General features: G+C 57.4%; 12 protein-coding genes. 7 read left to right on the plus strand and 5 right to left on the minus strand.

Annotated elements, in window-relative coordinates:
• Positions 1-20 precede the first annotated feature (20 nt).
• The 4 genes from gmk to R2940_03915 all read left to right on the plus strand — a co-directional run bounded on the left by gmk (position 21) and on the right by R2940_03915 (position 3,899).
• Positions 21-656 carry a guanylate kinase gene (gmk, locus tag R2940_03900; GenBank protein MEZ4598919.1) on the plus strand — a complete coding sequence of 212 codons (636 nt, stop codon included), beginning with the start codon at positions 21-23 and terminating at the stop codon, positions 654-656.
• A gap of 140 nt (positions 657-796) precedes the next feature.
• Positions 797-1,003, plus strand: coding sequence for a DNA-directed RNA polymerase subunit omega (rpoZ, locus tag R2940_03905; GenBank protein ID MEZ4598920.1), 207 nt, complete (start codon positions 797-799; stop codon positions 1,001-1,003).
• A gap of 156 nt (positions 1,004-1,159) precedes the next feature.
• A complete protein-coding gene (locus tag R2940_03910) occupies positions 1,160-3,373 on the plus strand; it encodes a bifunctional (p)ppGpp synthetase/guanosine-3',5'-bis(diphosphate) 3'-pyrophosphohydrolase (GenBank protein MEZ4598921.1) in 2,214 nt (737 codons plus the stop codon).
• A 136-nt stretch (positions 3,374-3,509) separates the two neighbouring features.
• Complete coding sequence (locus R2940_03915; protein MEZ4598922.1) at positions 3,510-3,899, plus strand: RidA family protein; 390 nt, start codon at positions 3,510-3,512, stop codon at positions 3,897-3,899.
• A gap of 96 nt (positions 3,900-3,995) precedes the next feature.
• Here R2940_03915 and rpmB read toward each other — a convergent pair whose 3' ends face one another.
• From rpmB to purM, 5 genes are all read right to left on the minus strand, one after another.
• On the minus strand, positions 3,996-4,187 hold the full coding sequence (gene rpmB / locus R2940_03920; protein ID MEZ4598923.1) for a 50S ribosomal protein L28: 192 nt from the start codon (positions 4,185-4,187) through the stop codon (positions 3,996-3,998).
• Between the two features lie 117 nt (positions 4,188-4,304).
• Positions 4,305-5,567: a hypothetical protein gene (locus tag R2940_03925; protein ID MEZ4598924.1), complete on the minus strand. Its 1,263-nt coding sequence runs from the start codon at positions 5,565-5,567 to the stop codon at positions 4,305-4,307.
• Positions 5,564-6,031, minus strand: coding sequence for a DUF523 domain-containing protein (locus R2940_03930; GenBank protein ID MEZ4598925.1), 468 nt, complete (start codon positions 6,029-6,031; stop codon positions 5,564-5,566). The genes R2940_03925 and R2940_03930 overlap by 4 nt, the downstream gene beginning before the upstream one ends.
• A gap of 1 nt (position 6,032) precedes the next feature.
• Positions 6,033-6,683 (minus strand): phosphoribosylglycinamide formyltransferase, encoded by a 651-nt coding sequence (gene purN / locus R2940_03935; protein MEZ4598926.1) that lies wholly within the window; start codon positions 6,681-6,683, stop codon positions 6,033-6,035.
• Positions 6,684-6,818: 135 nt separating this feature from the next.
• Entirely contained in the window at positions 6,819-7,865 is a 1,047-nt protein-coding gene (gene purM, locus R2940_03940; GenBank protein MEZ4598927.1) for a phosphoribosylformylglycinamidine cyclo-ligase, read from the minus strand.
• A 420-nt stretch (positions 7,866-8,285) separates the two neighbouring features.
• On the opposite strand from purM, the gene rimI reads away from it, so the two are divergent.
• The 3 genes from rimI to R2940_03955 all read left to right on the plus strand — a co-directional run bounded on the left by rimI (position 8,286) and on the right by R2940_03955 (position 10,630).
• A complete protein-coding gene (gene rimI, locus R2940_03945; protein ID MEZ4598928.1) occupies positions 8,286-8,768 on the plus strand; it encodes a ribosomal protein S18-alanine N-acetyltransferase in 483 nt (160 codons plus the stop codon).
• Between the two features lie 66 nt (positions 8,769-8,834).
• Complete coding sequence (locus R2940_03950) at positions 8,835-9,680, plus strand: dihydroorotate dehydrogenase electron transfer subunit (protein MEZ4598929.1); 846 nt, start codon at positions 8,835-8,837, stop codon at positions 9,678-9,680.
• Complete coding sequence (locus tag R2940_03955; GenBank protein ID MEZ4598930.1) at positions 9,677-10,630, plus strand: dihydroorotate dehydrogenase; 954 nt, start codon at positions 9,677-9,679, stop codon at positions 10,628-10,630. The genes R2940_03950 and R2940_03955 overlap by 4 nt, the downstream gene beginning before the upstream one ends.
• The last annotated feature ends 162 nt before the right edge of the window (positions 10,631-10,792 follow it).

Below are 10,792 nucleotides of genomic sequence, written 5' to 3' on the forward strand. Positions count from 1 at the left end.
TTACGGATTACGGACTTCAGATGGACGAAAAATGGCGAGAGATCGAGCGCCGTCGGACCGGCATTTTGTTTGTCATTTCCGCGCCCTCAGGGGCCGGAAAGACATCTCTATGTCATGAAATAATTGACATTTTCCCGCGGATTCGGCACTCTGTTTCCTACACCACCCGGCCGCCAAGAGCCGGGGAGCGAAACGGGGTCGATTATCATTTTGTCGCCCCCGATATTTTTGCCCGGATGATTACCGAAGGCGCCTTTGTCGAATGGGCCGAAGTGCACGGCAATCGCTACGGTACGGCACGGGAAACCCTGGACCGGTCCCGGGAAGCCGGGTACGACGTGCTGCTGGATATCGACTGTCAGGGGGCGGCGCAGCTCAAGAAAACCTGCCCCGAGGGAGTGTTCATTTTTATCCTGCCTCCCGATTTTGCAGAGCTCGAACGGCGTCTGCGCGGGCGCAACACCGATGCCTCCGAGGCGATCGAAAAGCGGCTGCAGAACGCCAGGCGGGAAATCAGGGAAATGGTATGGTACGATTACCTGGTGATCAATGATGACTTCGACAGGGCCAGCCGGGAACTGCAGGCCATTCTCACCGCCGAGGGGTGCCGTACCGGGTTGCTGAAGGATAAGATGCTGAAGATTTTCGGCATGTAAGGTGCAGCGAATAAACGTCAACTACTGACTCAAAAGTTTTGACCACGAAGGTCACGAAGGCCACGAAGTTGTTCTTCTTGGTAAAAAAAACAGATGACGCATAATCGGATCATTCTTAACACCCGAAAAAGGAATAATTCATGGCACGTATTACCGTAGAAGATTGTCTGCAGCAGATTCCCAATCGTTTTCTTCTGGTCATGGTCGCCTCCAAAAGGACCAAGCAGCTTTACAAGGGCGCCCAGCCGCTCATCGAAAACAGGTCCAACAACAAGAAGATCGTACATTGCCTGCGGGAAATCGCGGCAGGCAAGGTCGACTACGAAATACCGGTTCGCAAAAAGTGATGAGACAGCCGGCCGCAGGAACATCTTGCCGTCCGGATGTTTAACACCTGCCTGCAGTAGAAGTTTCTCCTGAATCAATTCCGGGAGGTTGTCTCTTCGGCAACCTCCCGGTCCGGATTGTTCATGAAGACTTCCGACCCTGCGACGCGAATACTCATGAATAAACCGGATGAAAGCTCCGGGTTTTTTGACCCTTTTCCCACCATGCATTCTTCAGTACGCATAGACGATATCATTCAGCAGGTGCTCGCCTACAATCCCGGTGCGGATGTGGATGCCCTGCGCAAGGCCTATGTCTTCTGCGCCAAGGTTCATGGCGCCCGAACCCGCCGCCCCGGCGAGCCCTATCTTGCCGATGCCCTGGAAATTGCCCGGATCCTTGCCCGTTTGAAAACAGACGTGGCCACCATCATCAGCGGCATGCTGTACGATATCCTGGAACAGGAGCTCGCCCCGCCGGAGGAGTTGAAAAACCGTTTCGGTGAGGACATCGGACAGTTGATCGAGATCCTGACCAAGCTGGGCAAGATTACCTTTATCACCAGCGAGGAACAGCAGGCCGAGAATTTCCGCAAGATGCTCCTGTCCATGGCCAGGGATATCCGGGTCGTGCTGGTGTTGCTGGCGGTGCGGCTCTACAACATGCGGGTTCTCGAGTATTTTCCGGTAGGCGACCAGCGCCGTTTCGCTCAGGAAACCCTGGAAATATATGCTCCACTCGCCAATCGCCTCGGTATCAGCTGGATCAAGTGCGAACTGGAGGATCTGGCCTTCCGCTACGTTCTGCCCGAAATTTTCTTCGAGCTGAAAGAGAAGGTTGCGCAGAATGAACAGGAACGGGCCGGATACGTCGAGGAGGTCAGGGAACTCATCGGTGAAAAGCTGCGCAGGCATCAGATTCGGGGGCAATGCTACGGGCGCTACAAGCATCTCTATTCCATCTATGGAAAGATGGAGCGCCAGGGCATCGAATTCGAACAGGTCTACGATATTATCGCTTTTCGTGTGATCGTCGAGACGATTCAGGACTGCTACGCGGTGCTGGGGATCATCCATGAAGCCTGGAAACCGATTCCGGGGCGTTTCAAGGATTACATCGCCATGCCCAAGGCCAATATGTACCAGTCGCTGCACACGACCGTGGTCGGACCTTACGGCGAGCGTATGGAAGTCCAGATCCGCACCGAGGAGATGCATCGGGTGGCGGAAGAAGGGATTGCCGCACACTGGAAGTACAAGGAGGGCAAGGCGGCCGCGGCCGTCGGCAGCGAGGGGGAACGGCAGCTCGGGTGGCTGCGCCAGATGCTCGAAGCCCAGCAGGACATGTCGGATTCAAAGGATTTTTCCGGACCGCTGGAGGTGGATCTCTTTTCCGACGAGGTCTACGTCTTCACCCCCAAGGGAGAGGTCAAGGCCTTCCCCCGCGGCGCGACCACCATCGATTTTGCCTACAGCGTGCACAGCCAGGTCGGCAACCGGTGCGTCGGAGCCCGGATCAACGGCAAGCTGGTGCCGCTGAAGACCGAAATGAAAAATGGGGATATCATTGAAGTCATCACCAGCCCCCATCAGACGCCGAGCAAGGATTGGCTGAAGTTTGTCAAAACCTCACGAGCGGCGGGGCGGATCCGGCAGTGGATCAAGACGGAACAGCGGGAAAGGAATATCGAACTCGGCCGGGAACTGCTGGAAAAGCGTCTGCGCAAATACGGGTGCAGTCTGAAAAAAGTGCAGACCGGCAAGGAGATGGCCGCCGCCATGGCCGAATTGGGATACCATACCGCCGACGACCTGCTGGCGGCCATCGGGTATGGCAAACTGTCCCTGGGGCAGGTGGTGAGCAGGGTGGTTCCCGCGGAAAAGCTCAAACCCGCGCAGGAGGAAAAGGCACCCGCTGCCCAGGTTTCCGAGAAAACCGCCAAAAAGCCCTCCAGCACCATCAAGATCCAGGGGATCGATGACGTTCTGGTGCGTTTCGGCAAATGCTGCAACCCCCTGCCCGGAGACCCGATCGTCGGTTTCATTACCCGTGGACGGGGCATTACCGTGCATAACGCCGATTGCCCAGCAGTGGCGAAGACCGATCCGGACCGGCAGGTCGAAGTGGAATGGGACCTGAAGAAGAAAACTTCCCATCCAGCCAAAATCCGGGTCTCTTCAAAAGACCAGAAGGGTATACTGGCCAATATCAGCAGCGCGGTATCCAACTGCGAGGCGAATATCGTCAGCGCCCAGGTCAGCACCTCGGGGGACGGGCGAGCCGTCATCATTTTTTCCGTCGATGTGGCCGACCTCGAGCAGTTGAATCGCGTCATCAACTCGGTGCATCAGGTCAAGGGGGTTTTCAAGGTCGAGCGGATGAGGCATTAGGGGGTTCTTTGCAAGGCGTGAGGGGCGAGGTGTTAGGAGTGAGGGGTAACATCTTTGCAAGGCAAAAGCCGTTCGATACAGATACCGATTCCGATTCCGATATGGCGACTCTGAGGCACTCACTGGAGGTAGGGATATGGAGAAAATCGAAACTGATCTGGCGCCTGCCGCGATAGGGCCCTATTCGCAGGCAGTCAGGGCTGGTGATCTGGTGTTTTTTTCCGGGCAGATTCCCCTCGATCCCCAAAGCGGGGAACTGGTGGGAGACAGGATCGAGGAACAGACCGAACGGGTGATGCAGAACATTCGCGCCGTTCTGGAAGAGGCCGGCCTCGATTTTTCGGCGGTGGTCAAAACGACCATCTACCTGACCGATCTGAGACATTTTGCCGTAGTCAATGCCGTATACGGCCGGTATTTCGAAGCTATCCCTCCGGCAAGGGCGACGGTCCAGGTCGCGGCACTGCCCAGAGGCGCACTGGTGGAGATCGAAGGAATTGCCTGGACAGGCAGGGGACAGGAGTAAGGCCAATGGGGACAACCAGCCCCTGAAGTAGAAAAAGCAGGAAGCCTCCAGGCCTCCTGCTTTTTTGCAGCAGCTATCGCGAATCTGTTGTGGGAATCAAACCGCTTTGGTGACCGCTCCCGAGCGCAGGCAGCGGGTGCAGACCTTGATGGACTGAACCTTGCCCTTGTAATGGGCTCTCACTTTCTGGAGGTTCGGGTACCATACTTTTCTGGTCTTGTTCTGTGCATGGCTGACGTTGTTGCCGGCCGACGGTCTTTTCCCACATACTTCACAAACTCTGGCCATTACGAATTACCTCCTGGAAATTTAGAGCTCCTAAAACTAGCATGCTTTCAATGCGGTTGCAAACCTTTTTTCCTTTTCACCTCTTTTTTCCCATATCCCCTGTCGTGCTGCCGTTGCTCAGAGTGCCTGTTTGAGGACCGCCCGGCATGTCAGCCAGGTGGTCAGGGGAAAGTGGATGTCGAACAGGCCTTCGCCGGCAATGGAATTTGCTCCCAACAGGATGCCCGGTACCACCCGGCTCGGACCAAACCTCACAGGTGCTGCCTCTGCCCGGGAAGCGGCGGCCGGTCGCCGGCGCTTTTCCAGGCGATATTCCGAAAAGGGAAGCAGCGGTTCGAGCCGAAGACGGAGTTCATGCTCCGAGATCAGGGGCCGGGACAGACTCCCGGCCTGTTCCACAACGATTTCCCGATTCTCAACCGGACTTGGAAAAAAGTTCAGCAGCAGAGCGGGGTCACCGGCCAGCATCACATTCCGGGCCAGGAGTGAGGAAGGAACTGGCTGGATTCCCGAAAGATGCCAATATTCCCGGGTCGCGGAGAAACCCTGTATCGCCGGTTTCAGTTTATCTGCCAGGAAAACAGGATCGATGAAACGGTCGATAATGAAACGATCGGCTCCCAGCCGGGTTCCGTCCCTGAGGGAGACTTCCCAGGGGCGTTTCCCTCCACCGTGGAGGGAGGCCAATTCGCCGAACGGTCGAACCTGAATTCCTGAATCTCTCAAGCGCCGCTCTGTTGCTGCTGCCAGTGCGGGGCCGTCGAAAACCTGGGTCCGTGATGCGGCATGCCAGAAAAGGGCGGCCTCCCCTATGGTAAGGCGTTGCGGATCTGCCAGAGTCAAGCCGCAGAAGAGGGTCGACAGAAATTGTCGTGCGGACTCATCGCTTATCCCCTTCAGAACTGAGGAAAATTGATGGCCCAGCCCCTTTCCGGCCAGGCCCTTCAAAAACAGGCTGCGGGAGTAGGCCAGACGGCCCTTCAAACCGAGGGAGGGGGGCGTGCGCAGGTTCAGCAGGAGCTCTTCCAGACGGCGGCCAGTGTGTTCCAATTCCCCAAGACGGTTGAGAACTGTCCGGCCCGGATTCGGCAGTTCCCGGAGCATTTCCTCTTCAAGAGAACGGGGACCGTGGACCTCGAGACGGACATCGGGAGTGATGACCTGAAAGCTGCGAGCCGAACGCAGGCTGCTGCCCGAGGGATCGACGACGGTCGCGATCCGAGCCATTACAGGTGTAGCGGGCAGAGCGGCGGGGACCGGGGAAGCGGGGGAATCAAGGATGAGGACACGCCGATTCCCGGCTGAAAGAGCCAGTGCCAGCATCCGGCCCGCGAGCCCTGTGCCGATGATGATCAGGTCGTAGAAATGGGAACTTGTCATGGCTGCCGTCGAGATTGCAGATCCTCTTCACTGAGGATTCTTACTCCATGACGGAGGAGCAGGGCGGTGGTCACCCCCTGTCCGGACACGATCCGCTCCCCCAGATAGACCTGACGAACGCCGCAGGACGGGCTGCGTTCCTTGAACAAAGCTTCCCGGCATCCCGTCAGGCGGCAGACCTTCAAGGTCTCCTCGGCGCCTCTGACGAAAGGCACCGTGACCTCCCTGCCGTCGGCAAGGAGCAGGGAGCCCGTGCCGTCAAGGACATCCGAACCAGTTCCCGTGCAGAAAGAGCTTTGCAGTCGGGGAGTCGGCAATCCAGCCAGTTGCTCAGGACAAACGGGAATGGGGATCAGATCGTTGCTGCGGAGAAACTCCAAGCATCGGCTATTGCTTTTCGTCCCTCCGTCGTAACGTGTCGCCAGACCGAGCAGGCAGGCGCTGACCAGGATGGGACGGGGCATATCACGCTCCCGGCCGGGAATGGTTCTCGGCGGCAAGCGGTGGGGCGATGCGCACACGACGCCCCTCGATATGGAGCCGGCCCTCGGCATAAAGCTGAATGGCCTGCGGGTAGATGCGGTGCTCCTCTCGCAGAATGCGTTGGGACAAGGATTCTTCGGAGTCGCCCTCAAGAACCGGGACTGCGGCCTGCAGGACTATCGGGCCCGTATCGACGCCGGAATCGAGGAAGTGAACGGTGCAGCCGGCGACGCGCACCCCGTACTCCAGGGCCTGTCGCTGGGCTCGAATACCGGGAAATGCCGGCAGGAGGGCAGGGTGGATATTCAGAATCCGGTTGGGAAACGCCTGAAGGAACTCCTCGGACAGAAGTCTCATGTAGCCTGCCAGCACCACCAGTTCAGCCTCTGCCTGACGCAGGGAGGCGATCAGGGCCCGGTCGTAGGCAAGGCGGTCGGAGAATAGGCGATGATCGAGGCAGACCTCCGGCAGGCCGGCCTTGCGGGCCCGTTCAAGCGCCCCGGCATCAGGCTTGTTGCTGATAACCAGCACGATTTCCGCGTCCAGTTCTCCTTCCCGGCAACGATCGATTATGGCCTGAAGGTTGGTGCCTCCACCCGAGGCCAGGACCGCCAGACGCAGTTTCTTGTTCATCACTTACCTCAAAGCAGAGTCTGATCTGCCCTTGATAGTATGCTCAACCTATAAATGGAAGTTTCCGCTTTTCCAAGAAGGGTTGCGGTCCATCCCCCGTGCTTTCAGGGATGACCGGGGGTCGGGGGCGTCTGCTTAAACCAGGACGACCCCGGCTTCCCCCTCGCTCTTGGCGATGTGGCCGATCAGGAACGCCTGCTCCTTGAGGCCGCCGAGGCGCATCATGATCTCGTCCACCTCCCGTTCGGCCACGATAAGCACCATGCCGATGCCGTAGTTCATGGTGCGGTACATTTCCATTTCGTCGATATTGCCGCCCTGGCGCAACAATTCAAAGACGGCCGGCTTGGGCCAGCTGTTCTTTTCAATGATGGCCCGGCAGTTCTTCGGGAGCACCCGGGGAACGTTTTCGATGATGCCGCCTCCGGTAATGTGGGCCATTCCCTTGATCTGAAAATCGCGGACCAGATTGAGGATCGTTTTGACATAGATGCGGGTCGGGGTGAGAAGCTCCTCGCCGAGGGGTTTTTGCAGCTCCTCGGGTTGTGCGCCTACAGTGAGCCCCATCCTCTCGAAAAAGACCTTCCGGGCCAGGGAATAGCCGTTGGAGTGCAGGCCGCTGGAAGCCAGGCCGATGAGGCGGTCGCCGACGGTCACGGTAGAGCCGTCGATGATCTTGCTGTTGTCGACGATGCCGACTGTAAAACCGGCCAGATCGTATTCCCCTTCGGCATAGAAACCGGGCATCTCGGCGGTTTCTCCTCCGATGAGGGCGCAGCCCGCCTCGATACAGCCGTCAGCGATGCCCTTGACGATCTGCACTGCTTTTTCAGGGGCCAGTTTGCCGGTGGCCAGATAGTCGAGAAAAAACAGTGGCTCGGCTCCCTGAACAGCGATGTCGTTGACGCACATGGCGACAAGATCGATGCCGACGGTATCGTGTTTGTCGGCCATGAAGGCAAGTTTCAGCTTGGTTCCGACGCCGTCGGTGCTGGTGACCAGGGTCGGTTTCTGGTATTTGTCGGCATTGAGGGAGAAAAGCCCCCCAAAGCCCCCGATATCGGTCAGGACCTCAGGACGGGAGGTGGCTTTAACCAGGGGTTTGATCATCTTCACAAACTGATTCCCGGCATCGATATCGACGCCGGCATCCTTGTATGTCATTTGCTCTTTTTCGCTCACTTCCACGGTCTCCTTGTTTTTACCCGGGCGCGAGGGCAAGGGCCGGGCGGCAGGGCCACAACTTCCCCTATTTGCCGTCCAATACTCACGGATCCAGGTATAAATCCGGCCATTATTAAAACAACAGCACTAAATTTGTCAACGGCAAACTCCTGTCGGGGAAGCCAATGAGATTGGATCTTTACACACACGGGGGGCTGAATTATGATAATCCGGTTGCCTGATTTCAACCTTGATCATTTTTCCCCTGATTTTACCCTTTTTTCATCATCTGTCATAATAAATCTTCACCTTCTTTCTGTTCAACCGTCTCCTTTTGCAGGTTGGATTCAGAAATGCAAGACCGCAGGGGGAAACTGCACGTTGCCAAGCATTTGACTGGAAATAAGGCTTCGCGATGGCCTTGGAAACGGTCTCTCCATGATCGACAGAAACATCCAACCAATGAAACCCTGCGATCTGGAACAGGTGCTCGACCTCGAAAAGGTTTGCCATCGAAATCCCTGGTCGCGGCAGATCTTCGAGGAAGAACTGGCCAACGAGCTTTCCTCTATCGACCTGCTGTGGGTGGGGGGCCTGCTGGCGGGTCTGCACTGCTACTGGAGCTTCAGCGGCGAGATGCATATTCTCAACCTCGCTACGGCGCCGGTTTTCCGGCGTCAGGGTCTGGGCAGATTGCTTCTGGCAGAAGGTATCAAAAGAGAGATCGCAAAAGGGCTTGATCGCGCTTTTCTCGAAGTGCGCAAAGGTAACGAGCCGGCCATCGCCCTTTATAGATCTTTCGGCTTTGCCGTCATCGGTCACCGCAGAAAATATTACCCGGATAAAGAGGACGCTCTGGTCATGGCGCTGGAGGAGAAACGACTCGAGGAGTTCGTTCGGAGAGTTTGTCCTGAAGCATAGAAGAGAGAGACTCTTTATCCGTCCCATTGTCCATTCATTGAAAGCGAAAAGCGTCAGGGAAACCTCATGCAGAATTACAAAACAACGATTTTGTCCAACCAGGAAATCTCACCCGGCTATTACCGGATGAAGATACTCGCACCCGGCATCTCCACGCAGGCGAACCCTGGCCAGTTTGTCATGTTCCGGATCCAGGTCGGTCTCGAACCGCTCCTGCGCAGGCCTTTCGGGGTTTTCCAGACGGGGTTTCTGCCCGCCGATTGTCAAGGATTTCCGGACAAGGAATATGTGGAAATCCTTTATAAGGTGGTCGGTCACGGTACCACCCTCATGCGGGACCTGCATGAAGGGGACAGGGTCGAGCTGCTGGGACCCCTCGGGCGGGGATTCGACCTGGGAGAGCCGGGGCGTAACAAGATCCTGGTGGGGGGCGGTATAGGTCTGGTACCCTTGTACATGCTGGCAGGGAAACTGGTGGATACCGCGCCGGTGAGACTGCTGATCGGAGGCCGTTCCCGTCAGGATATCCTGGCGGTGACCGAATTCGAGCGTCTCGGCGTACAGACCTATGTTTCCACCGACGACGGAACCCTGGGGGAGGAAGGACCAGTCACCCGGGTTCTGGAGCGCAAGTTGACCCGCTTCCCCGATGCCGAAGTTTTTGCCTGCGGACCGATGGGCATGCTGCAGGCGGTCCGGGACATCTGCGCCCTGCGGAAGGTGTCTCTGCAGGTATCCCTGGAGGCTTTCATGGCCTGCGGGGTGGGCGCCTGTCTCGGCTGCGTGGTGAAAGGTGTCGGCCATTCCGAAAAGGATCCCCACTATCTGTGCAGTTGCAAGGAGGGGCCGGTTTTCCATGCCGAGGAGCTGGATTGGGGAAAAATAGAAGCCGGAGAAGGAACCAGGTCATGAGCGAGGTCAGTGAAAAAAAGAATCTTCTTTCAGCCAGGCCGGATCTTTCCGTGAAACTTTCCGGGCTTCATCTGCAGAATCCGGTCATGCCCGCCTCCGGCACTTTCGGGTACGGCGAGGAATATGCCCCCTTTATCGATCTGCAGGCGCTGGGAGCGATCGTTACCAAGGGGTTGTCCCTGATGCCGAAGGCCGGTAACCCTACGCCCCGGATCTCGGAGACCAAGGGGGGTATGCTTAACGCCATCGGTCTGCAGAATGTGGGCCTGGAAACATTCGTCCGGGACAAATTGCCCTTTCTGCGGAACCTGGCGACTCCTGTCATCGTCAATTTTTTCGGCAATACGCTGGAGGAATACGGTGAGATGGCCAGCCGTCTGGAGGAGACCGAGGGCCTGGCCGCAATCGAGATGAATATCTCCTGCCCAAACGTGAAGCAGGGAGGAATAGTCTTCGGAACCGATCCGCAAGCCGCGGCGGAGGTGGTCGGGCTGGTGCGCCGACGCTACAGCGGCCGCCTCATCGTGAAGCTGAGCCCCAACGTGACCGACATCACGGTGATCGCCAGGGCCGTCGAGGAGGCCGGTGCCGACGTCATCAGCTGCATCAATACCCTCACGGGGATGGCAGTGGATATCCGCACCCGCCGGCCCCGCCTGGCCAATGCCACCGGGGGCCTGTCCGGTCCGGCCGTGCGGCCGGTGGCGGTGAGAATGGTGCATCAGGTGGTGCGGGCGGTAAAGATCCCGGTCATCGGCATCGGCGGCATCATGCGGGCCGAGGATGCCCTGGAGTTTCTGATCGTCGGAGCCACCGCCGTGCAGGTTGGAACCGCCAATTTCGTCGATCCCGATGCCATGATCCAGATCATTGCCGGCCTGGAACGGTTCTGCCGGGAGGAAGGGATATCTCGGATACAGGATTTAATAGGCACCCTGCAAGGCTGTTAAAAAATCGAAATCGAAATCGAAATCGGAATCGAAAACTTCAGTATGAGCCAATCGTTGCCGTTGTCGTAATCGTCATCGTAATCGTTTTGAAGAGGGTATCGACTACGATTACGACAACGACAACCGTTCCGCTAAAGCTTCACTGACAACGATGAAACCAAA

The organism is Syntrophotaleaceae bacterium (genome assembly GCA_041390365.1).
GTDB lineage: Bacteria > Desulfobacterota > Desulfuromonadia > Desulfuromonadales > Syntrophotaleaceae > JAWKQB01.

What these genes read in the sequence shown, in the direction of transcription:
- gmk (MEZ4598919.1), top strand. Translation starts at nt 21, where the DNA reads ATGGACGAAAAATGGCGAGAGATCGAGCGCCGTCGGACCGGCATTTTG.
- rpoZ (MEZ4598920.1), top strand. Translation starts at nt 797, where the DNA reads ATGGCACGTATTACCGTAGAAGATTGTCTGCAGCAGATTCCCAATCGT.
- R2940_03910 (MEZ4598921.1), top strand. Translation starts at nt 1,160, where the DNA reads ATGAATAAACCGGATGAAAGCTCCGGGTTTTTTGACCCTTTTCCCACC.
- R2940_03915 (MEZ4598922.1), top strand. Translation starts at nt 3,510, where the DNA reads ATGGAGAAAATCGAAACTGATCTGGCGCCTGCCGCGATAGGGCCCTAT.
- rpmB (MEZ4598923.1), bottom strand. Translation starts at nt 4,187, where the DNA reads ATGGCCAGAGTTTGTGAAGTATGTGGGAAAAGACCGTCGGCCGGCAAC.
- R2940_03925 (MEZ4598924.1), bottom strand. Translation starts at nt 5,567, where the DNA reads ATGACAAGTTCCCATTTCTACGACCTGATCATCATCGGCACAGGGCTC.
- R2940_03930 (MEZ4598925.1), bottom strand. Translation starts at nt 6,031, where the DNA reads ATGCCCCGTCCCATCCTGGTCAGCGCCTGCCTGCTCGGTCTGGCGACA.
- purN (MEZ4598926.1), bottom strand. Translation starts at nt 6,683, where the DNA reads ATGAACAAGAAACTGCGTCTGGCGGTCCTGGCCTCGGGTGGAGGCACC.
- rimI (MEZ4598928.1), top strand. Translation starts at nt 8,286, where the DNA reads ATGATCGACAGAAACATCCAACCAATGAAACCCTGCGATCTGGAACAG.
- R2940_03950 (MEZ4598929.1), top strand. Translation starts at nt 8,835, where the DNA reads ATGCAGAATTACAAAACAACGATTTTGTCCAACCAGGAAATCTCACCC.
- R2940_03955 (MEZ4598930.1), top strand. Translation starts at nt 9,677, where the DNA reads ATGAGCGAGGTCAGTGAAAAAAAGAATCTTCTTTCAGCCAGGCCGGAT.